This window comes from Streptomyces sp. NPDC107546 (assembly GCF_055639175.1).
Genome location: NZ_JBVKBA010000010.1, coordinates 22,298 through 42,920 on the forward strand (window position 1 = coordinate 22,298; position 20,623 = coordinate 42,920).

General features: G+C 71.7%; 23 protein-coding genes, 2 tRNA genes, 1 pseudogene and 1 riboswitch. Of the genes and pseudogenes, 12 read left to right on the forward strand and 14 right to left on the reverse strand.

Annotation, left to right across the window (positions count from 1 at the left end; genetic code table 11):
• The first annotated feature begins 17 nt into the window (after positions 1 to 17).
• From ACZ7L1_RS16620 to ACZ7L1_RS16645, 6 genes are all read left to right on the forward strand, one after another.
• Positions 18 to 1,217: a glycine C-acetyltransferase gene (locus tag ACZ7L1_RS16620; RefSeq protein ID WP_471437820.1), complete on the forward strand. Its 1,200-nt coding sequence runs from the start codon at positions 18 to 20 to the stop codon at positions 1,215 to 1,217.
• Between the two features lie 32 nt (positions 1,218 to 1,249).
• Positions 1,250 to 2,155: a LysR family transcriptional regulator gene (locus tag ACZ7L1_RS16625; RefSeq protein ID WP_471437821.1), complete on the forward strand. Its 906-nt coding sequence runs from the start codon at positions 1,250 to 1,252 to the stop codon at positions 2,153 to 2,155.
• Positions 2,156 to 2,242: 87 nt separating this feature from the next.
• Positions 2,243 to 2,815, forward strand: coding sequence for a helix-turn-helix domain-containing protein (locus ACZ7L1_RS16630; RefSeq protein ID WP_471437822.1), 573 nt, complete (start codon positions 2,243 to 2,245; stop codon positions 2,813 to 2,815).
• Positions 2,812 to 3,342, forward strand: coding sequence for a GNAT family N-acetyltransferase (locus tag ACZ7L1_RS16635; protein ID WP_471437823.1), 531 nt, complete (start codon positions 2,812 to 2,814; stop codon positions 3,340 to 3,342). Before ACZ7L1_RS16630 ends, ACZ7L1_RS16635 begins: the two co-directional genes overlap by 4 nt.
• Before the next feature lie 42 nt (positions 3,343 to 3,384).
• Entirely contained in the window at positions 3,385 to 3,756 is a 372-nt protein-coding gene (locus tag ACZ7L1_RS16640) for an MmcQ/YjbR family DNA-binding protein (protein WP_471437825.1), read from the forward strand.
• Positions 3,757 to 3,848: 92 nt separating this feature from the next.
• A tRNA-Pro gene (locus ACZ7L1_RS16645) sits at positions 3,849 to 3,922 on the forward strand.
• 312 nt (positions 3,923 to 4,234) lie between these two features.
• On the opposite strand, the gene lpdA is transcribed toward ACZ7L1_RS16645, so the two are convergent.
• From lpdA to ACZ7L1_RS16695, 10 genes are all read right to left on the reverse strand, one after another.
• Positions 4,235 to 5,632 (reverse strand): dihydrolipoyl dehydrogenase, encoded by a 1,398-nt coding sequence (gene lpdA, locus ACZ7L1_RS16650; RefSeq protein ID WP_471437826.1) that lies wholly within the window; start codon positions 5,630 to 5,632, stop codon positions 4,235 to 4,237.
• Positions 5,633 to 5,768: 136 nt separating this feature from the next.
• Complete coding sequence (gndA, locus tag ACZ7L1_RS16655) at positions 5,769 to 7,211, reverse strand: NADP-dependent phosphogluconate dehydrogenase (RefSeq protein WP_471437827.1); 1,443 nt, start codon at positions 7,209 to 7,211, stop codon at positions 5,769 to 5,771.
• Positions 7,212 to 7,369: 158 nt separating this feature from the next.
• On the reverse strand, positions 7,370 to 8,626 hold the full coding sequence (locus tag ACZ7L1_RS16660; protein ID WP_471438177.1) for an arsenic transporter: 1,257 nt from the start codon (positions 8,624 to 8,626) through the stop codon (positions 7,370 to 7,372).
• A gap of 112 nt (positions 8,627 to 8,738) precedes the next feature.
• Positions 8,739 to 9,536: a bifunctional hydroxymethylpyrimidine kinase/phosphomethylpyrimidine kinase gene (gene thiD, locus ACZ7L1_RS16665; RefSeq protein WP_471437829.1), complete on the reverse strand. Its 798-nt coding sequence runs from the start codon at positions 9,534 to 9,536 to the stop codon at positions 8,739 to 8,741.
• Entirely contained in the window at positions 9,533 to 10,951 is a 1,419-nt protein-coding gene (locus ACZ7L1_RS16670) for a purine-cytosine permease family protein (RefSeq protein WP_471437830.1), read from the reverse strand. Before ACZ7L1_RS16670 ends, thiD begins: the two co-directional genes overlap by 4 nt.
• Positions 10,943 to 11,036, reverse strand: a riboswitch (TPP riboswitch). (Overlaps the previous gene by 9 nt.)
• Positions 11,037 to 11,127: 91 nt before the next feature.
• Positions 11,128 to 12,456 (reverse strand): jacalin-like lectin, encoded by a 1,329-nt coding sequence (locus ACZ7L1_RS16675; RefSeq protein ID WP_471437832.1) that lies wholly within the window; start codon positions 12,454 to 12,456, stop codon positions 11,128 to 11,130.
• A 231-nt stretch (positions 12,457 to 12,687) separates the two neighbouring features.
• Positions 12,688 to 13,344, reverse strand: a complete 657-nt coding sequence (locus tag ACZ7L1_RS16680; protein ID WP_471437833.1) for an HhH-GDP family DNA glycosylase — start codon at positions 13,342 to 13,344, stop codon at positions 12,688 to 12,690.
• A 7-nt stretch (positions 13,345 to 13,351) separates the two neighbouring features.
• The gene (locus ACZ7L1_RS16685; protein WP_471437834.1) at positions 13,352 to 13,690 is read right to left on the reverse strand and encodes a DUF3140 domain-containing protein; all 339 of its coding nucleotides are present in this window, start codon (positions 13,688 to 13,690) and stop codon (positions 13,352 to 13,354) included.
• A gap of 43 nt (positions 13,691 to 13,733) precedes the next feature.
• A complete protein-coding gene (locus tag ACZ7L1_RS16690) occupies positions 13,734 to 14,216 on the reverse strand; it encodes a Dps family protein (RefSeq protein WP_471437835.1) in 483 nt (160 codons plus the stop codon).
• On the reverse strand, positions 14,213 to 14,470 hold the full coding sequence (locus ACZ7L1_RS16695) for a WhiB family transcriptional regulator (RefSeq protein ID WP_471437837.1): 258 nt from the start codon (positions 14,468 to 14,470) through the stop codon (positions 14,213 to 14,215). Before ACZ7L1_RS16695 ends, ACZ7L1_RS16690 begins: the two co-directional genes overlap by 4 nt.
• Positions 14,471 to 14,563: 93 nt before the next feature.
• On the opposite strand from ACZ7L1_RS16695, the pseudogene ACZ7L1_RS16700 reads away from it, so the two are divergent.
• Both ACZ7L1_RS16700 and ACZ7L1_RS16705 read left to right on the forward strand, forming a co-directional pair.
• Positions 14,564 to 14,743 (forward strand): annotated as a pseudogene (locus tag ACZ7L1_RS16700) (3-oxoadipyl-CoA thiolase); the annotation flags it as partial.
• Positions 14,744 to 14,906: 163 nt separating this feature from the next.
• Complete coding sequence (locus tag ACZ7L1_RS16705) at positions 14,907 to 15,680, forward strand: sulfite exporter TauE/SafE family protein (RefSeq protein WP_471437839.1); 774 nt, start codon at positions 14,907 to 14,909, stop codon at positions 15,678 to 15,680.
• Between the two features lies 1 nt (position 15,681).
• Here ACZ7L1_RS16705 and ACZ7L1_RS16710 read toward each other — a convergent pair whose 3' ends face one another.
• Positions 15,682 to 16,461 (reverse strand): HAD-IIA family hydrolase, encoded by a 780-nt coding sequence (locus tag ACZ7L1_RS16710; protein ID WP_471438179.1) that lies wholly within the window; start codon positions 16,459 to 16,461, stop codon positions 15,682 to 15,684.
• Positions 16,462 to 16,565: 104 nt separating this feature from the next.
• On the opposite strand from ACZ7L1_RS16710, the gene ACZ7L1_RS16715 reads away from it, so the two are divergent.
• Positions 16,566 to 17,312 (forward strand): cobalt-precorrin-6A reductase, encoded by a 747-nt coding sequence (locus tag ACZ7L1_RS16715; protein WP_471437841.1) that lies wholly within the window; start codon positions 16,566 to 16,568, stop codon positions 17,310 to 17,312.
• 61 nt (positions 17,313 to 17,373) lie between these two features.
• Here ACZ7L1_RS16715 and cobF read toward each other — a convergent pair whose 3' ends face one another.
• Together cobF and ACZ7L1_RS16725 are read right to left on the reverse strand one after the other, a co-directional pair.
• Positions 17,374 to 18,144: a precorrin-6A synthase (deacetylating) gene (gene cobF, locus ACZ7L1_RS16720; protein WP_471437842.1), complete on the reverse strand. Its 771-nt coding sequence runs from the start codon at positions 18,142 to 18,144 to the stop codon at positions 17,374 to 17,376.
• A 46-nt stretch (positions 18,145 to 18,190) separates the two neighbouring features.
• On the reverse strand, positions 18,191 to 18,715 hold the full coding sequence (locus tag ACZ7L1_RS16725) for a DUF309 domain-containing protein (RefSeq protein ID WP_471437843.1): 525 nt from the start codon (positions 18,713 to 18,715) through the stop codon (positions 18,191 to 18,193).
• A 99-nt stretch (positions 18,716 to 18,814) separates the two neighbouring features.
• On the opposite strand from ACZ7L1_RS16725, the gene ACZ7L1_RS16730 reads away from it, so the two are divergent.
• A tRNA-Pro gene (locus tag ACZ7L1_RS16730) sits at positions 18,815 to 18,888 on the forward strand.
• A gap of 236 nt (positions 18,889 to 19,124) precedes the next feature.
• Here the strand turns inward: ACZ7L1_RS16730 and ACZ7L1_RS16735 are convergent.
• Positions 19,125 to 19,637, reverse strand: a complete 513-nt coding sequence (locus ACZ7L1_RS16735) for an arabinofuranosidase catalytic domain-containing protein (protein ID WP_471437844.1) — start codon at positions 19,635 to 19,637, stop codon at positions 19,125 to 19,127.
• Here ACZ7L1_RS16735 and ACZ7L1_RS16740 point away from each other — a divergent pair.
• Both ACZ7L1_RS16740 and ACZ7L1_RS16745 read left to right on the forward strand, forming a co-directional pair.
• A complete protein-coding gene (locus ACZ7L1_RS16740; protein WP_471437846.1) occupies positions 19,636 to 20,178 on the forward strand; it encodes a hypothetical protein in 543 nt (180 codons plus the stop codon). The genes ACZ7L1_RS16735 and ACZ7L1_RS16740 overlap by 2 nt on opposite strands.
• A 63-nt stretch (positions 20,179 to 20,241) precedes the next feature.
• On the forward strand, positions 20,242 to 20,619 hold the full coding sequence (locus ACZ7L1_RS16745; RefSeq protein WP_471437847.1) for a DUF3566 domain-containing protein: 378 nt from the start codon (positions 20,242 to 20,244) through the stop codon (positions 20,617 to 20,619).
• Positions 20,620 to 20,623 lie beyond the last annotated feature (4 nt).

Consider the following 20,623-nt stretch of genomic DNA (forward strand, 5'->3'; position numbering starts at 1 on the left):
ACTTGAAGGAGTGCTTCATGTTCACCTCTGTGCGCGACGACCTGCGCGCCACCCTCGACGAGATCCGCGCCGCCGGGCTGCACAAGCCCGAGCGCGTGATCGGCACCCCGCAGTCCGCGACCGTCAACGTCACCGCGGGCGGCCGCCCCGGCGAGGTGCTCAACTTCTGCGCCAACAACTACCTCGGCCTCGCCGACCACCCCGAGGTGATCACCGCCGCCCACGCGGCGCTCGACCGCTGGGGCTACGGCATGGCGTCGGTGCGATTCATCTGCGGTACTCAGGAGGTGCACAAGGAGCTCGAGGCGCGCCTTTCGGCCTTCCTCGGCCAGGAGGACACCATCCTGTACTCCTCCTGCTTCGACGCCAATGGTGGCGTGTTCGAAACCCTTCTCGGCGAGCAGGACGCCGTCATCTCCGACGCCCTCAACCACGCCTCGATCATCGACGGCATCCGCCTGTCCAAGGCCCGCCGCTTCCGCTACGCCAACCGCGATCTCGCTGATCTCGAACGGCAGTTGAAGGAGGCCACGGAAGGTGGCGCCCGCCGCAAGCTGATCGTCACGGACGGCGTGTTCTCCATGGACGGCTACGTGGCCCCGCTGCGCGAGATCTGCGACCTCGCGGACCGCTACGACGCCATGGTCATGGTCGACGACTCGCACGCCGTCGGCTTCGTCGGCCCCGGCGGCCGGGGCACCCCCGAGTTGCACGGCGTCATGGACCGCGTCGACATCGTCACGGGCACCCTCGGCAAGGCGCTCGGCGGCGCCTCCGGCGGTTACGTCGCCGCCCGCGCCGAGATCGTCGCCCTGCTGCGCCAGCGCTCCCGGCCGTACCTCTTCTCCAACACCCTCGCCCCGGTGATCGCCGCGGCCTCCCTCAAGGTGCTCGACCTGCTGGAGTCGGCTGGCGACCTGCGCGAGAAGCTGAACGAGAACACCGCTCTCTTCCGCCGCCGGATGACCGAGGAGGGCTTCGACATCCTGCCGGGCGACCACCCGATCGCCCCGGTCATGATCGGTGACGCCGCGAAGGCCGGACGCATGGCCGAGCTGCTCCTGGAGCGGGGCGTGTACGTCATCGGCTTCTCCTACCCGGTGGTCCCGCAGGGCCAGGCCCGGATCCGGGTACAGCTGTCCGCGGCGCACTCCACGGACGACGTCCACCGCGCCGTCGACGCCTTCGTGGCGGCGCGGGCGGAACTGGACGTCTGAGGAGACCCGGACCTCTTGCGATAATCGTTCGCATGATCGAAGCGCGGCGGCTGCACATCCTCCGTGCGGTGGCCGACCACCGCACGGTGACGGCCGCTGCCGCCGCGCTCTACCTCACTCCCTCCGCGGTGTCCCAGCAGCTCACCGCGCTGGAACAGGAGACCGGCCACCGGCTCGTCGAGCGTGGCGCCAAGGGGGTACGGCTCACTCCGGCCGGCGAGATCCTGCTCAGTCACACCCATGCCGTCCTGGCCCAGCTGGAGCGCGCCGAGGCCGAGCTGGCGGCCTACGGCGCGGGCTCGGCGGGCACGGTGACGCTGGCTTCCTTCGCCACCGGCATCGGTCTGGTCGTCGCCCCCGCGTTGGCCCGACTCGCCCGCAGCGCGCCCGGCATCCGGGTCCGCGTCCAGGACGCGGAGGGCGACGAGAGCCTGCCGATGGTCCTCGACCGGCAGGTCGACGTGGCGGTCGCCGTGGAGTACCGGGGCGCGCCGGACGCCGACGATCCCCGGCTCACGCACATCCCGCTGTACGCCGAGCCCTTCGACGCCGTCGTACCGGTCACCCACCGCCTCGCCGACGCCGCCGAGGTCCCGCTCGCCGAGCTGGCCAAGGATCCGTGGATCGGCCCCTACCCCGGCAACCCCTGCCATGACGTGGTGGTCCTGGCGTGCGAGCAGGCCGGATTCCAGCCCCGCCTCGAGCACTCCTCGGACGACTTCCGGGCGGTCGTCGCTCTCGCCTCGGCGGACGCGGGGGTGGCACTGGTGCCCCGCTCGGCCCTGCGTGGCATGGACCTCACCGGCGTGGTGGTCCGTCCGGTCGACAGTGTCGCGCCCACGCGCCGGGTCTTCGCGGCCGTGCGCCGGGGCGCGGAGGAGCATCCCCTGATCCGTCCCGTGCTGGAGGCGCTGACCGAGGCGGCGACAAGGGACTGACGGGGCGCGGGCCGCCTCCGGAGATCCGGAAATCCCCTAGACGAGACAGTCCCCATCGCCTCTCATGTTTGGGATAAGATCCCGAATGTGAGAGATGATGTCATCGACTCCGTCGACGCCCGGCTGGCTGCCCGTCTCGCCGAGCTACGGGCCGAACGCGGCTGGTCGCTGGAGGAGCTGGCCGAGCGCAGCGGGGTCAGCCGCTCGACCCTGTCGCGCGCCGAACGTGCCGAGATCAGCCCCACCGCCGCGCTGCTGAACCGGCTGTGCGCCGTCTACGGCCGTACGATGTCCCGGCTGCTCAGCGAAGTGGAGGCGGAGCCCGCGCAGGTCGTGCGCGCCGCCGACCAGTCGGTGTGGCAGGACGCGGCGTCCGGCTTCGTACGACGGTCGGTGTCCCCTCCGCACCCCGGACTGCGCGGCGAACTCGTCGAGGGACGGCTCTCGGCGGGAGCCGACATCGCCTACGACCGGCCGCCCGTGCCCGGGCTCGAACAGCACATCTGGGTCCTCGACGGAACGCTGCAGGTGACCGCACAGGATGTCGAACACCGGCTCGGTACCGGCGACTGCCTGCGCATGCGGGTCTGGGGGCCGACGCGGTTCCGCTGCCCGGGGCCGGAGGACGTGCGATACACGCTGGTGGTGGTGCTCCCGTGACCGCGATCGACAGACTCGGCGGGGACGAGGTGCGGGCACGCTCCGAGGAGCTGGCCGACCTGCTGACCGACACCGTGCACGGCGGGGCGTCCATCGGCTTCCTCGCACCGCTGGACCGTGCGGAGGCCGTGGCCTGGTGGAAGGCACGGGCGGACGCGGTCGACGCGGGCGGCCTCGCGGTGTGGGTGGCCCGGGCGGGGGACCGGGTGACGGGCACGGTGAGCCTCGCCTTCCCCGACAAGCCGAACGGTCGCCACCGGGCCGAACTGGTCAAACTCATGGTGCACCGCGAGGCCCGGGGCAAGGGCCTTGCACGCCGGTTGCTGGCCACCGCGGAGCGGGCCGCCGCCGAGGCCGGGATCACCCTGCTCCATCTGGACACGGAGACCGGCAGCCCCGCCGAGTCGCTGTACCGCTCCGCGGGCTGGACCAGGGTCGGTTCGATACCGGACTTCGCGGCGACCCCGGCGGGCGTCCTGCAGCCCACGACGATCTTCTACAGACAGGTGGCGCCGCTCTCTCGGTGACCTGCCGCCCGATTGTCAGTGGTGTTGGCTACGGTGCGAGACATGCCGGACGCCGAAGACGTACGCCGTATCGCCCTCTCCCTGCCGGACAGCACGGAGAAGATCGCATGGAGCATGCCCACGTTCCGGGTCGCGGGGAAGATGTTCGCCACGCTGCCCGAGGACGAGTCGTCCATGGCGGTGCGGTGCCCCAAGGAGGAGCGGGACGAACTGGTCCTGGCGGAGCCCGGGAAGTTCTGGGTCGCCGATCACGAGGCACAGTTCGCCTGGATCCGGGTGCGCCTCGCCGTCCTGGAGGGCGAGAGCGAGCTGCGCGACATCCTCGCCGACTCATGGCGCCAGGCGGCGCCGCCCCGCCTCCTCGACCTCCATCCTGACCTGGGCCTCCCGGCGGGGGAGGGGAGCAGCGAGTGAACGGCGGATAAAGGGATGCGCGACCACGGCCCCGAGTGCGGTATGGTTTCTGTGCACGTTGGGCCAGGGGAAACCCCAGGTCAGGCAGGCAACGGGACGTGGCGCAGCTTGGTAGCGCACTTGACTGGGGGTCAAGGGGTCGCAGGTTCAAATCCTGTCGTCCCGACTTGCGAACAGCGGGTCGGAGGCCGTATCGGAGGATGCCGATACGGCCTCCGACTCATTTCCGGGGCATCGTGGCAACGGTCGGCTACTTTGCCGTCCCCTCAGTCGCGCTTGGTCACCTGGTCGGGCGGCCTTGACCGGTGCGGTGATCCGTACGACGCGTTCGGCCTGGATGCGGTGGTGCGGGTGGTGGCGTCGACGGGGTTGCCGCCCTGACCGTCCGCGTGGAGGTGGCGTGCAATACCCCCGCCCACCACCTGGCCGGGACGGAGAGGACCACGTCGGCCCAGCGAGCCGTGTGCGGGCTGGCCCCTCAGAGGTTGATCATGTGCCCGGCCAGACCGTGCAACGCGTCCTGGACGGCCTCGCTCAGGGTGGGATGCGCGTGCACGTTCCTCACGAGCTCGGTCACCGTCAGGTCCCATTTCTGCGCGAGGGTCAGTTCCGGGAGCAGTTCCGTGACGTCCGGCCCGATCAGGTGGCCCCCCAGCAGTTCGCCGTGGCGGGCATCGCTGATGAGCTTCACGAAGCCGGCCGTTTCCCCGAATCCGTGCGCCTTGGCGTTCGCGGTGAAGGGGAACTTCGCGACGCGGACGTCGAATCCCTCCCTCCTGGCCTCCGCCTCGGTCCAGCCGAAGCTCGCGATCTGGGGCCTGCAGAAGGTGGCGCGGGGAATCATGCGGTAGTCGAGTTCCATCGTCTCGGCGCCCGCGATGGTCTCGGCGGCGATGACGCCCATGGCCTCCGCCGTGTGCGCGAGCATGAGTTTCGCCGTCACATCCCCGATGGCGAAGATGTGCGACTGGCTGGTGCGGCACCGGCCGTCGACGTCGATCGCGCCGCGATCCGTGAGCCGGACGCCCGCGTTCGCCAGCCCGTATCCGGCCGTGCGGGGCTGAAAGCCCGTGGCCTGGAGCACCTTCTCCGCTTCTAGTGTCTTTTCCTGGCCGGCCTGCGAGACGACGACGCGGACGCCGTCCGCGGTCTCCTCCATGGACTCCACGCGGGTGGAGGTCATGACCGTGATTCCCTGCCGGCGGAACTGCCGGGCGAGCTCCGCCGAGACCTCCTCGTCCTCCAGGGGAGCGACCCGGTCGAGGAACTCGACCAGCGTGACCTGGACGCCGTAGGCCCGCAGCAGGTAGGCGAACTCCACCCCGATGGCACCGGCGCCCGCGATGACGATGCTGGCCGGAAGGCTGTCGGAGAGGATCTGCTCCTCGTAGGTGACGACGCGTTGACTGAGACGGGTGCCCGGCAGCAGCTTCACGGTCGAGCCGGTGGCGATGATGCAGTGGGCGAAGGTGAGGGTGGCCTCTTCCCCGGACATCCGGACGTTCATCGTGTGCGGATCGATGAACGACCCCTGGCCCTCGAACTGCGCGATGCCGTTCTTGCGCATGAGGTAGCCGACGCCTTTGGCCCGCCCGTCGGCCACCTTGCGGCTCCTGAGGTACGCCGCCCGGTAGTCGAGGCCGACCTGCCCGTCGAACTTCAGGCCGTAGGTGTCCGCTTCGTGGACGACGAGGTGAGCCAGTTCCGCGTTCCTCAACAGCGCCTTCGCGGGGATGCACCCGATGTTCAGACAGATGCCGCCCCAGAACCGCCCTTCGACGACGGCGGTCCTCAGGCCGAGTTGGGCGGCGCGAACGGCTGCCACATAGCCGCCGGGGCCTGCCCCCAGGACCACGACGTCGAACTCTGCGTCCATGGATCGACCTTACCGTCGAATCATGTTTTCGCCCGTTGATCGCAACCGCTTCGCCCGGCCTGGGCCGGGCCCGCCGGTTCGGCATGTCGGTGTCCGGCGCGGGCTCCCGCTCGGGGAGCCCGGTGGTGCGCCGGTCTCAGATGACCTCCGTCTCCGTGCGGCCCGGCGTGCCCCAGAGGGTGTGGTAGCTGCCCTCGCGGTCGACGCGCCGGTAGGTGTGGGCGCCGAAGTAGTCGCGCTGGCCCTGGGTGAGCGCGGCCGGCAGGCGGTCGGCGCGCAGGGAGTCGTAGTACGACAGCGCGGCGGAGAACGCGGGCACCGGCACACCCCGGCGGGCCGCCGTCGCGATCACCTCGCGCCACGGCACCTGCGCCTCGCCGATCTCCGTGGCGAATCCCGCGTCCGACAGCAGGCTGACCAGGCGCGGATCGGCAGCGTAGGCGGCCCGTATGCGGTCCAGGAAGGCGGCGCGGATGATGCAGCCGCCGCGCCAGATCTTCGCGACGGCCCCCAGATCGATCTTCCAGCCGAACTCCTTGGCCGCGTCCAGGATCATCTTCCAGCCCTGGTCGTAGGCGATCAGCTTGGAGGCGTACAGGGCCTGCTCCACCTGAGCGGTGAAGCGCTCGGCCTCGTACGGGGTCAGGTCCCAGTTCGTGCCGCCGGGCAGCCCCCGGTAGGCGGCGCGCAGCGCGGACTGGCCGGAGGCGGCGCGGGCGAAGGTGGCCTGGGCGATCGCGGTCACCGGGGAGCCCAGTTCCAGTGCGGTCTGCACCGTCCAGCGCCCGGTGCCCTTCTGCCCGGCCGCGTCGGCGACGACGTCCACGAACGGCCTGCCGGTCGCCGAGTCCACATGGGACAGCACCTCCGCCGTGATCTCGATCAGATACGAGTCCAGGCGCCCCTTGTTCCACTGGCGGAAGATCTCCGCGATCGTGGCGGGGGAGAAGCCGGCCACCTGGCGCAGCAGGTCGTAGGCCTCACCGATCAGCTGCATGTCGGCGTACTCGATGCCGTTGTGGACCATCTTGACGAAGTGCCCGGCGCCGTCGATGCCGACGTGGGTCGCGCACGGTTCGCCGTCCACCTTGGCGCTGATCTTCTCGAACATCGGGCCGAGCGCGGCGTACGACTCCGGTGAGCCGCCGGGCATGATGCTCGGCCCGTTGAGCGCCCCCTCCTCGCCGCCGGAGACGCCCACGCCGACGAAGTGGATGCCACGCTCGCGCAGCGCCCGCTCACGGCGCCGGGTGTCGGCGAAGTGCGCGTTGCCACCGTCGATGATCATGTCGCCGGGCTCCAGGAGCGGGGCGAACTCCTCGATCACGGCATCGGTCGCCGCCCCCGCCTGCACCATGATCATCAGGCGGCGGGGTCGCTCCAGCGCCGCCACGAACTCCTCGGCCGTCTCGGCGGCCACGAACGTGCCCTCGTGCCCGAAGTCCTCGGTCAACGCCTTGGTCCTGGCCGGCGTGCGGTTGTGCACGGCGACGGTGTAACCGTTGCGCGCGAAGTTCCGGGCCAGGTTGCGGCCCATCACCGCGAGCCCGGTGACGCCGATCTGCGCGGTCGCCTGCATGGTGTGCTCCTTGGGTCCGGATCCGTGGCGCCCGCGTGTCGGACGGGCGTGACGGATGTGGCTCGGTGCGGCTGGTACCGCTGTACCGATCAGTTACGGACGGCGGGGCGGGAGTTGCTCACCGCCGGGGAGCCGAAGCGTGCGGGACCCGGAGCGGGTCAGGTCCCGACGACGTGAAGGGAGGCCCACAGCGCCACCACCGCGCCTGCCAGCGCGGTCGGCACGGCGATCGCGCCGAGGCGCGTGAACTCCTTGAGGTCGACGCCGTGGTCGTGCTGGTGGACGATCCGACGCCACAGCAGTGTGGCCAGCGAACCGGCGTAGGTGAGGTTGGGGCCGATGTTCACGCCGAGCAGGACGGCGAGCACCGCTCCAGGGCCGGACGGGGCGGCCAGCGGCAGTAGCACCAGGACCGCCGGCAGGTTGTTGATCAGGTTGGCCAGCACGGCCGCCAGGGCCGCGAGCCCGAGCAGCGCGGGCAGGCCGGTGCCACCGGGGATCACCTGGCCGAGAGCGGTCGCGAGGCCGTTGTCGACGACCGCGCGCACCACGACGCCCAGCGCCAGCACGAACGCCAGGAAGGACGGCGCCGCCGCGCGCACCACTGTCAGCGGGGTGGCCCGGCGCCGGAGGACTCCGCGCACGGCCAGCACCAGCGCCCCGGCCGCCGCCGACCACGCCGGGTCGATGCCGAACGCGGAGGCCACCACGAAACCCGCCAGTGTGCAGGCGACCGTCACCAGCGCGAACAGCGGCAGCTTCGGCGGCTCGCCATGGTCCTCGTCGGTGGCTCCCGCGTCCAGGTCGTGGCGGAAGAAGCGCCGGAAGACGACGTACTCGGCGGCCACCGCCACCAGCCACGGCAGAGCCATCAGCGCGGCGAAACGGGTGAAGCTCAGCCCGGCCGCTCCGAACGCGAGCAGGTTGGTGAGATTGGAGACCGGCAGCAGCAGCGAGGCGGTGTTCGACAGATGGGTGCAGGCGTACAGATGCGGCTTCGGGCGGGCGCCCATGCGGGCCGCCGTGGCGAACACGACGGGTGTGAGCAGCACGACGGTGGCGTCCAGGCTGAGCACCGCGGTGATCACCGAGGCGAGCGCGAACACCGCGGTCAGCAGCCGCCCGGGACGGCCCGCCGCCCAGCGTGCCATCCACGCGCCGCAGGCCTGGAACAGCCCCTCGAGGTCACAGAAGTGGGCCAGCACCAGCACGGCCGCCAGGAAGCCGACCACCGGGCCCAGGCGCTCGGCCTCGGCCCGGGCGTGGTCCAGGGAGATGGCGCCGGTCAGGATGGCGATCCCGGCGGCCGGAACCGCCCAGACGGCCTCCGGCAGTTTGAAGGGACGCACCACCGCGCCGGCCAGGACGGCGACGAGCAGGACGACGGAGAGAGCCTCGGCGAGCGGGGTGTTCAGGGTTCGGTCCTTCCGCGAAAGGATCGGCGGTGCCCGTCCATCACATCAGATCCGTCTGTGACGCCCGGACCCGAGGCACCCCAGTGAGGGCGGGCGCCCGTCCCGGTCACCGTCACGCGTGCGCACGCAGCCTCCAGCCGTGGTCCACGGGCCCGATGCCGGCGCCGAGCCCGAAGCCCGCCGCGATCGCCCCCGTGACGTACTCCTTGGCCTGCCGCACCGCCTCCGGCACCGTGAGGCCCCGCGCGAGACCGACCGCGACGGCCGAGGCGAGGGTGCAGCCCGTGCCGTGGGTGTGGCGGTTGTCGTGGCGCGGAGCGCGCAGCCAGTGCTCGTGCCGGCCGTCCGTGAGCAGGTCGGCGGCCTCGCCGGGCAGATGCCCGCCCTTCACGAGCACCCACCGGGGCCCGTACGACAGCAAGCGGTCGGCCGCGCGGCGCATCCCCGCCTCGTCGGTCACCGCGATGCCGGTCAGCTCCGCGACCTCGTCCAGGTTCGGCGTGGTCACCGTGGCCAGCGGCAGCAGCCTGGTCCGTACCGCGTCCAGGGCGTCGTCGGCGAGCAGCCGATCGCCGTGCTTGGAGACGCTCACCGGGTCCACCACGACCGGTGCCGGCACGTCCGTGAGCAGGTCGGCCACCGCCGTGACCAGCGCGGGCGAGGCGAGCATGCCCGTCTTGACCGCCTGTACGCCGATGTCGTCGACGACGCTGCGGTACTGGGCGCGAACCGCCTCCACGGGCAGCTCCCACGCCCCCTGCACTCCCACGGAGTTCTGCGCCGTGACCGCGGTGATCACGCTCATCCCGTGGGCACCGAGCGCCAGCATGGTCTTCAGGTCGGCCTGGATCCCGGCGCCGCCGCCGGAGTCGGAGCCGGCGATGGTCAGGACGCGGGGCGGCGCGGTCATGCGCGGCCCTCCTCTCGGACGCGCGCGCGACTCTCCTCTCGGACGCGCAGCGGGGCGTACAGCACGAGGGCCACCAGGAACGCCACGTAGTACGAGACGTCGGCGCCGTGCAGCGCGTGGGCGGCCGGGCCCACGTACAGACCGGTGTCCATGAACGGCACCGCCGCGGCGAAGGCGCCGACGAACGCGAGCAGCGGCGGCCCCACGGAGCGCGGCCGCGCGGTCCCGGCGGCGAGGTCGACCGAGCTGCCGCGCCGTGCGAGCCAGTCGACGACCACGATCGCCACGAACCCGGGGATCCAGTAGCTCACGAACAGCAGCACGTTCTGGAAGCGGGCGGTGGTGTTCGCCGCGTGCATCCACAGCACCAGCGGGAAGCCCAGCACCACCGCGAGGGCGGCCGCCACCGGACGCGGCAGGCGCACCCCGACGGTCTGCAGCGCCAGGGAGCCGCTGTAGTCGTTCATCGCGTTGCTGGCGAGCGCCGCGAGCGCGACGGCCAGCAGCCCGAAGGCGCCGGCCGCGCCCCCGCCCAGCACATGGTCCACGCCCGCGGCCGTCTGGTCGGTCAGCACCGAGGCGCCCCACAGCCCGAGGACCTGCACCGCAACGAAGGACACCACGAGACCGAGCAGCGTGCACCAGAACATCCGGGCGCGTGAGGTGCGGCGCGGCAGATAGCGGCTGAAGTCGCTGGCGTACGGCGCCCAGGACAGCGACAGGCTGAGCGCGATGGTGCTGGTCAGCACGAAGGCGCCCGCCCGGTCCGCGCCGTGCGCGGTGCCCGTCCAGGCGGGGTGCACGCTGCCCGCCATGCGCAGGGCGATCAGTGCGAAGGCGGCCGCCAGCACGAACGTCATGACGAGCTGCAGCCGGTGGATCGCCTCGTAGCCGAGGACCCCGAGGGATCCTTGGGCGAGCATCACCACCAGGACGCCCAGCCAGAACGGCCAGCCGGCGAGCCGCGCCAGCGCATCGCCGCCGAACAGCCCGATCAGCGCGTCCCAGGCGATCGAGGACAACCACTGCAGCACCCCGGGCAGCACCACCGCGCGCCCGAACGCCAGCCGGGCGAGCGGCAGCTGGCCGGCTCCGGTACGGCTGCCCCAGGTGCTCAGATAGGCGGTGGGCACCGCGCCCAGTACCGTGCCGAGGACGACGGCGGCGAGCGCGGTGGTGAAGTCCAGGCCGAGCGCGATGCCGATGGTCCCGGTGAACACGCCGGTCATGGTCAGATTGGGGGCGAACCACACGGTGAACAGCCGGCCCGCCCCGCCGTATCGATTCGTCTCGGGGACCGGCTCGATGCCGTGGCCCTCGACCCTGAGGTCGCCGGCAGCGGCGGGCATCCGCCCGTCGAAGACGGTGCTCCGGCCGCCTGTGGGCAGTCCGCCCGAGACATGCGCCGATGGCATGAAAGACATCCCTCCGCCAGTACGAACTGGTTCAGGTTCGACGGGTGTGATCTCAGCCCGCGGTGGGGCACCCCGTGTCCGGTACGGCCGCAAGACTAACCCGAGGACGGGAACCAGCCATACGCAAGGGCCGCTGCCAGGTCGGGCAGCGGCCCTCGATGCGTCGCCGTGGCGCGTCAGCGCCGGGTGTAGATGAAGCCGATCTTGTCGACCTCGTCGCCGGAGCGCCCGTGGAACCCGGCGATCTGCCAGCCGGAGGGCGCCGTACGGGTCACGCAGTCGGACGTCGTGGTGCCGCCCGCCAGGCTGCGGCCGAGGTTGGTCGTGAACTTCGCGGAGAAGATCCTGGTGTGGCCGTCGTACTGGCCCTCGCAGAGCTGCGCGCTCGTCACGTACTCGTCGCCCAGCGTCAGGGAGGACGCGGTACCGCCCGTGCCGCCGTGGGCGAGCGTGGTGCCGCCCGCCAGCGTCATGCCGACCTGGTCGACACGGGAACCGCTGCGCAGCGAGATGCCGGTCGCCCGGGCGCCGGCCGGGACGCTGTCGAGGTCGTTGTAGTAGTCGCCGTGCGGCCCGCCGAACTGGTCGCTGAACTGGAAGGCGGAGTTGCGCGCCCAGCTGAACGTCGCGGTGATCGGGTCGTGGTCGGAGAGCATCCTGCCGTCGTCGGTGAGGAACTTGGCGTGCTCGTTGTTGTACGCCGTGGCGCCCAGCGAGACCAGTTTGCTGCCCCGGTAGAGGATCTTGTCGACGACCTCGCAGCTGTTGGTGACCGCGTTCTCGTCGCAGAGCAGCGGGTCGCTGCCCTTGGCGGGCGGGGTGCCGCCGCGCACCAGCTTGACCCAGGCGTCGGTGAGGCCGTTCGCGGCGGCGAACTCGGCGATCGTGTCGCCGGAGCGCGTGTAGCGCGTGTTGGTGTCACCCATGACGACGACGGCGTTGCCCGCGGAGTGGGTCCTGATGAAGTCCGTCAGCTGGTTGAGGTTGTCCGCCCGTGAGGTGAGGTCGCCGGCGTTCGTGCCGGCGTTGGTGTGCAGGTTGTAGAAGTCGACGTAGACGCCCTCGGCCAGGCGTTCCCGCATGAACGTGAAGCCCTTGGGGGTCAGGCAGTCGCCCGAGTCGTACTGGCAGGAGTTCCAGTGCACGCGCTCGAAGTCGTCGGTGTCGTACGGGATTCCGGACAGCGTGTTGAGTCCGCTCCCGACGCCGGCGCCGCCGCTGGTGGGCGTGCGGTACGGGTGAGAGTCCGCGGCGTACAGGTACGCGTGGTAGTTGAAGTCCTCCTGGACCTGGACGATGTCGTACGGGCCGAGGCGTGAGCCGATCGTCGTGGTGCTCGACTGGCGCGGTGTCGGGGCGCTGGAGATGCCCTCGGGGAGACCGGCGACGTTGTAGCTGAGCACGCTGAACGTGCCCGAGTCGGCCGCCGCGGCGGTGGGCGCGGTGACCGTGAGTCCACCGAGCGCGGCGGCGGCCGCCGCGAGGGCGGCGAGGAGTCTGCGCATGGGGAACGGCTCCTGGGGGGTGGCGAAGGGAGTGTTGCGCGCATGTCAAACTAGCGGCGAAGAAGGGGTGGGGGAACGCGCTTTCTGAGGTCCGGGTGAAGATTTCACCCGGCGGTCGCCGGGGAGTCGTCGACGCCGGGGATGCGGGCGGTGTCCACGGCGCCCGGTACGGTAAGGCCCGGGGCGGGCGCTGCCTGCGCAACTGGTCCTCAACAGATCCCTTTGCCGCTCTCACGCCGCGTGCTCCCGCACCTCCTCCGCCAGCTTCTTGTCGAGTGCCGCGCGCACCAACGCCGCTGCCAGCACCGCCGGTTCGGTGTCCTTCGCCAGCTTCAGCAGCTTCTCCGGGTCCTTCGGCAGCCCCAGTCGCTCCGCACCCGAAAGTGCCTTCGCGTCCAGGTAGGGAGCCACCTCGGGCCACACGCGCTGCACCTCCCGCAGGAAGATGTCCGCGCCGGCCGGGCCGATCCCCGGGACCTCCTGCAACAGCCGGCGCAGGGCGGAGACGTCCCCGTCGGCCTCTTTCCGCAACCGACGCAGGTCTCCGCCCCAACGCTCCGTCAGCAACTGGGCGCCGTCGCCCAGTTGGGTCGCCGTCCGCTCGTCGTAGCGCCGGTAGCCGCCCCGCCCCAGCGCGTCGACCCGCTCCTGCCAGTCCGCCTGCGCCATGCGGCGCGGGTCCTTCAGGCCCGCCTCCTCAAGCGCCCGCACCGTGGCGAGGGCGATCGAGGAGCGGATGCGGGCACTGAGCAGCAGGGCCATCAGCAGCAGCCGGTACAGCGGCTGCGGGGCGTCCTTGAGCCGGATCCCCGCCTCCTCGGCGTAGGTCCGCCCGTGTTCGCCGACGAGTTCCCCGATCAGCTCGGCGGCTCTGTCGTCGCGGCCCATGGCGGCCTCACCGCGACGCCTTGAGCGGGTCGTGCCCCAGCGTCATGAGCCGGTGGCGCCGGTGCTCGTCCCCGGCCTCCGGCTCGTTCTCCACGTCCACCTCGGAGGTGACCGTGTCCACCACCTTGCGCATCACCCGCACGTCGTCGTCGGTGAGATCGGTGCGCCGCTTCTGCAGGATCGACAGGACGTGCCGCCCGGTGGGCGTGCCCGCCGCCTGAGGCAGTGGCTCGCTCTCCTCGTCGGCGTCCCGGACCCGCAGCCAGGCCGCCAGTTCCTGGGAGGTCATGTTCACCACCCGGTGGAAGTCCTCCCACAGCGCGTCCATCTCCAGGGCGTCGGTCATGGCGTACTCCTCTCGGCCCTCGACGGTTCGGTCCCGCGCCGGCTCACTCCTCGCGCGGCCAGTTCTCGGCCTCGAACATCCAGCGCTGCTTCTCCAGATCCGCGGTGATCCCGATCAGCAGGTCCTGGGTCACGGGATCCGCCTCCGCAGTGGCGTCGATCCGCTTGCGCAGCCGCCCGATCGCCGCTTCCAGCGACTCCACCATCAGACCCACGACCTCGGTGTCCCGCAGCCAGCCCTCCTTCGTGCCGGGCAGCCCGTAGACGGACGCGATGGTCTCGGGGCGGCCGTCCGGCGGCACGCCGAGCGCGGATGCACGTTCGGCCACCGTGTCGGCGTACGAGCGTGCCATGCCGACCACCTCGTCGAGCTGGAGATGGATCGAACGGAACCTGGGTCCGACGATGTTCCAGTGGGCCTGCTTCCCGATCAGGGACAGCCCGAGCAGATCCACCAGGGTCTCCTGCAGGGCCTCCCCGGTGACCCGGCGTGCGGGCTCGGGCAGCGTGCTGTGCACCACGGTCATCGCGCGCTTCTCCTTGTCGGTCGGTCTTTTGCGGCACGGAGCAGTTCGGCACGCTCCTGCTCGCCGGTGCCGCCCCACACGCCCGCCGTCTGCCCGCTGCCCAACGCCCAGTCCAGGCACTCGCCCAGGACGGGGCAGCGGCGGCAGACGCGCTTGGCGGCGGCGGTCTCCTCGACGGCCGGCCCCGCCGTCCCGACGGGGAAGAACAGCTCGGGGTCCTCACCCACGCACGCCGCTTGCCGCAACCACTCCATGCGCGCCCGGGTCCCCAGGACCGATCAGGTGAAACCCGGCAGGAGCGCCCCCTTCCCCTGCACCACCGGTGAGCTTCCCGGCGATCGTCCGGCGACCGGCTCGGCCTCGACCCGGAGCTGGTCAACCCGACCGGCGGCGCCGTCGCCCTCGGCCACCCGCTCGGCTGCTCGGGCGCCCGCATCCTGGCCACCCTCCTGCACCGCACGCACCGCATGCGCCGCACCGGAGCCCCCCGAGGGCTCGCGACGATGTGCGTGGGCGTGGGCGTGGGCGTGGGACAGGGCATGACAGGGCAGCACGGTGCTCGTCGAGCGTCCGCGGGTTCAGGAGAAGCGGGCCGCGGCGCGGGGTTGTTCAGGGGCCGCCTCACCGAGGGCCCATCTGGCGAGACGCCCCTGACGTGGTCAGATGCGTGGGCATAGCATCGGTCCCCGCATGAACACGATGACGCTCTGGAACATATCGCCGTGGGGGTTCGCCGCGCTGGCCGCCGCCGCGCTGCTCGTCGGCTTCTCCAAGACCGCAGTGAGCGGCGCCAATACGGTCAGCCTCGCCATCTTCGCCGCCGTCCTGCCCGCCCGGGCCTCGACCGGCGTCCTGCTGCCGATCCTGATCGTCGGCGACGTCCTCGCCGTCCTCACCTACCGCCGCCACGCCCACTGGCCCACCCTGTGGCGCCTGTTCCCGGCGGTCGCCGCGGGCGTCGTCGTCGGCACGCTGTTCCTGGTCTGGGCCGACGACGCGGTCGTACGGACCTCGATCGGCGCCATCCTGCTGCTGATGGCGGCGGTCACGGTGTGGCGCCGCCGGCACACCGACCGGGACGACGAACCCGACGCGGTGACCACAAGGGCCGGCCGCATGAAGGCCCGCTCCTACGGCGTCCTCGGCGGCTTCACCACGATGGTCGCGAACGCAGGCGGCCCGGTGATGTCGATGTATCTGCTCTCCGCGGGCTTCCGCAAACTGGGCTTCCTCGGCACCTCGGCCTTCTTCTTCCTGATCGTCAACGTCTCCAAGGTGCCCTTCAGTGCCGGCCTCGGCCTGATCGACGGCCGCTCCCTGCTGCTGGACGCGGCGCTCGCGGTGTTCGTGCTGCCGGGCGCCGTCATCGGCAGGTGGGCGGTGAACCGCATCAACCAGCGCCTGTTCGAGCAACTGGTGATCGCGGCGACCGTGGTGGGCGCCCTCCAGCTCCTGCTGCGCTGAGCTACCGGAGCAGCGCGGGGAGGTCCGCGAAGGAGTCGAGGACGTGGTGGGGCTCGCCGCCGGCGTCCCGGTGGGTCTCCGGCAGGTACTTGCCGGTCTTCACCAGGACTCCGGTGAGACCGGCACGCTGGGCCGCGAGCACGTCGGACTCGATGTCGTCGCCCACCATGAGTGCCTGGCCGGCAGCCACCCCGAGGCGGGTCAGCGCGGCCTCGAAGAAGGCCGGCGACGGCTTGCCGGTCACCTCGGCCTGCGTGTGCGCGGCCTTCTCCAGGCCGAGCAGGAACGCCCCCGAGTCCAGCTGCAGCCCCCGGTCGGTGCGCCAGTACAGGTTGCGGTGCATGGCGACCAGCCGCGCGCCCTGCTGAAGGTGGCCGAAGGCCCGGTTGAGCGTCGCGTAGTCGAACTCGGGACCGGCGCCACCGAGGATCACCACGTCCGGGACGGTGTCCCCGTCGTCGACGAGAAGGACGTCCGCCAGGTCCTCCCGGATGTCACCGTTGGTGAGCAGCGAGCAGTGCGCGCCCGGGCAGTGCTCGGCGAGGTACGCGGCGGTCACGGCGGGCGCGGTGAGGATGTCCTCGGCGGACACGGGGAAGTCGGCTGAGGACAGGGTCTCGGCGATCGAGGCACGGGTGCGGGACGTCATGTTGGTGACCAGAGCGACCGCGTATCCGGACTCACGGATCTCCCGCAGCGCCTCGACCGCGCCCGGCAGCGGCTGCCACGAGACGGTGAGGACGCCGTCGATGTCGATGAGAACGGCACGCACTGCGTCGATGTCGGGCATGCCAGGACGATAACGAGCGCGGTGCCGGAAGACCGTACGGCGTGCGGGAAGGCTTCCCGCACAAGGTGTTCCGAGGCAGCCGTACCCTCGTCGTCATGTCCCCGCACGTCCTGGTCCTCGGCGGCACCACCGAGGCACGCGAACTCGCCGCGGCGCTGGCGTCCCGCCCCGGCGTCCGCGTGACCACGTCCCTGGCCGGACGGGTGTCCCGGCCGGGGACCGTCGACGGCGAGGTACGTGTCGGGGGCTTCGGCGGCGCCGAGGGGCTGGCCACCTGGCTGTGTGAGCACCGCGTGGACGCCGTGGTCGACGCCACGCACCCGTTCGCCGCGGGCATCACCGCCAACACGGCACGCGCCGCCGCGGCCACCGGCGTCCCCGCCGTGGTGCTCCGCAGGCCCGGCTGGAGCGCCGGTCCCGGCGACCGCTGGCACGAGGCGGCCTCGCTCACCGACGCGGCGGACCGTCTGCCGCGGCTCGGCCGGCGGGTCTTCCTCACCACCGGCCGAGGGGGCCTCGCCGCCTTCGCGCACCTGATCGGCCTGCACTTCCTCCTGCGGTCGGTGGACCCCCCCGAGCCGCCCATGCCACCGGACACGCGGGTACTGCTGGCGCGCGGACCGTTCACGGTCGAGGACGAGACGGTGCTCCTGCGCGAGCACCGCATCGACGTGCTCGTGACCAAGGACAGCGGGGGAGAGGCGACCGCGGCGAAGCTGACGGCCGCCCGGGAACTCGGCCTGCCGGTCGTCGTCGTACGCCGCCCCCCGCTGCCGCAGGGCGTGACGGCGGTGCCCGACGTGGCGGGCGTGCTGGCCCGGCTGGAGCTCGCAGGACCGTGACGAGGGCGCGGGTACGGTCGGCACCCGGGCCTCCGCGCCGTCCACAGCCCACCCGCCGTCGCTACTTACGGGGACGCCTGCGCAGCAGATACGTGTCCATGATCCAGCCCTTGCGCTCCCGAGCTTCGGCGCGCAGCCGCTCGATGCGCTCGGCCGTCTGAGCGAGAGGGCCGGAGACGAGTATCTCGTCCGGCGTGCCGATGTACGCGCCCCAGTAGATGTCGATGTCCTGGTCGGCGTACTTCCGGAAGGCCTGGTGCGCGTCCAGCATCACCACCACGTCGTCGACCCCCGCCGGGAAGCCCTCGGCGAGGCGGCGGCCGGTGGTGATCTGCACCGGCCCGGCGACCCGGTTCAGTCCCGTGCGGTGCTTCGCGACCAGCGCCGAGACGCTGCTGATGCCCGGCACGACCTCGTACGAGAACGTCACCGTGCCCCGGTCGAGGACCTCCTGGAGGATCCCGAGGGTGCTGTCGTACAGCGCGGGGTCGCCCCACACCAGGAACGCGCCGCTCTCGTCCTCGCCCAGCTCCTCGGCGATGAGCCGCTCGTAGATCCCGGCGCGCGCCGAGCGCCAGTCGCCGACCGCGGGGGAGTAGGCGGCGCCGCCCGCGGCCCGGTCCCGCTCGGGATCGCGCGCCTCGACCAGGCGGTACGACCCCTGGGCCAGGTGCGCGTCGAGGATGTCACGGCGCAGCTGCACCAGGTCGGACTTCACCTCGCCCTTGTCGAGGAGGAAGAACACGTCCGTGCTCTTCATCGCCTTCACCGCCTGCAGGGTCAGCTGGTCGGGGTCGCCCGCCCCGATGCCGATGACATGAATCTTTCGCACGCCCCGAGTCTGCCGTACGCCACCGACGGCCCCCGCGCCCCGCCCCCTACGACCGCGCCCCACGCAACCGGGGAGCCGACTCCCGTGCGTCGACGGTCGCCGCGTCCCGCTCCACCACCGCCGCCAACTCCCGGGCCCAACCGACCACGTCGGCCACCTCCAGCCCGTACGGACGGTCCCGTCCCGTCCCCGACGCCCACGTCTCGACGGCCCCGGCGCCGCGCCGCAGCAGCCGGGCGCCCCCGGTCACGTTGCCCCGGGCCGCGTGCGTGAGACCGACCGCCAGCTGCGCGAGCCCACGCCACAGGGCCCGCTCCTCCTCGGGCCCCGACTTCCAGGCGTCCTCGAAGACCTCGTGCGCATGGAACGGCTTTCCGGCGTCCAGCAACGCCTGAGCCTCGGCGAGGGTCTCCTCCGGGGTGCGCACGACGCCCTCCGGCTGGCGCGCCACGCCCTCCGCCTCGTACGGCAGCGGCCGTCCCAGACCGTCCCGCGGCCGCGCGTTGCGGGCCCGCCCCTCCGCGTCCCGGTCGCGTCCCCGGCCCGTCCGAACTCCCGATGCGTCGCTCATACCCCGATTGTCCCGCCTCGCCGGCCCCCTTCGGTGCAGGGCCGGTCGTGGGGTAAAGTTCTGTCCGCGTGATCACGCGGGACACCGCGGGAGACGCACCGGGACGTGGCGCAGCTTGGTAGCGCACTTGACTGGGGGTCAAGGGGTCGCAGGTTCAAATCCTGTCGTCCCGACAGTGTGATGTCTCAGGACATCGGAAACCCTCGAACCTGCGGGTTCGGGGGTTTCGTCGCGTTCTCGGGGCATCTGGGGCCCGCAGCCGCGGGTGAGCTTTCCGGGCGTACGACCCGACTCGGCTGCCGCTGGGCCCCTGGCCCTGCCGCCCCCGCGCGGTGCCCTTGGACGGGCCGATGGCCCGCCTGAGGGGACGGGCGGCGGGCCGTCGGTGCTGCGATCGGTTCGGCCAACGTCAACAGCGGCACGGTGCTGGACGACAAGAACTCAGCATCGCCGTGACGAACGTGTTGGAGTTGCCCTGGTTGTCGGTGTCGGAGCCGCTGCCGCCGGCGAACAGGCCGTTCTCCAGGTCCGCCTGTACCCACGGGCCTGAGCCGGAGCAGGGCGAGAACCAGCACTCGGTGCCGAAGTTGACGGCGTCCATGTGACCGTTGCCGGTGTCGGTGCTGTTCGTCTTGGCGTTGCCGTAGTCGAAGCAGCAGTTGCCGTCGACGTGGTGGCCACCGGTGACCATGTAGGCGCCCTGCGCCTGGCTGCCGGTCCGTGGGTCCTCACCCGAACAGCCTCTGGGGCGCCGCCCGCCCCCGCCCGGCCCTCTCGGCCCTGTCCGCAAGGCGTTCTCGCGCTGTCCCCGGCGTGGAAGGGCTGCTCGCGGCGGAAGTTCGGGATGCACGGGGGCATTCCCGCACATAGCGTCGGCATCGCACAGCGGGTGCCCGTTCGGCGTGGGAGGTCGGTCGGTCATGGGATCTCTCACCGAGCGGGACAGTCGTCCGCAGGGCTCGCTGCTCGCGCGGCGGTGGCGTGAGGCGGCGGAGCGGCATCTCACGCCGCTCCAGCGCTCGTTGCTGGTGACATGGATCTCGTTCGGAGTGACCTTCGGCCCGGTGCGGATCATCACACACGGCATCCGGGGCGGATGGCTGCCCTGGGGAAACATCTCAGCGGGCGGCGAGCACCTGCACCACTACAACTTCGGCATCGCCACCCTCGCCGGCGTGGGCCTGATCGCCGTACGCGGTGACGAGCGGGCCATCGGCCATCCCGCCGTCGCGGCCGCCTACGGGTGCGGGACCGCACTGATCCTCGACGAGTTCGCCCTGCTGCTGGACCTGCAGGACGTCTACTGCGCCAAGCAGGGCCGGATCAGCGTCGACGCCTCCATCGGCTTTCTGTCCGCGCTCGGCACGTACCGGACCGCCAAACCCTTCTGGCACGAGGTCGGCCGGGTCACGCGGCACCACGTCGCCTCGACGGCCGAGCGGGGCGTGTCGGCGGTCGTCTGAGCGGCTCCGCGAGGCGTGTCGACAGCCGTCTGAGCGGCTTCGAGGAGGCGTGAGGAGGACTCGATGAGTGCGACCCCGGGCGCTACGGACGGCGCAGGCTCCGGCGGGCGGCGGGAAGGGGGCCGTCCCGCGCCGCGCAGGCCTCGGGCCCGACTGCGGCTGTCGGGGGCCGATCCCTGGTCGGTCATGACGAATAGCTGCCTGATATCGCTCACTCTGGGGGTCTGCTCGATCGCGACCGTCGCTCTGCTGTGGGGGTTGCTGACCCTGGTCGGAGCGGTGGCCTGGCGGTCGCTGGGCTGGGCGCTCGCCCTCACCGCAGGCGTAGCGCTGCTCGAGGTCGCGCTGACCACCGCACTGGCGACCCTCGCCGCCTTCCTCTACAACATGTCGGCCGGCCTCGTGGGCGGTGTCGAGCTGACGGTGACCGAGGACGAGTAGCGGG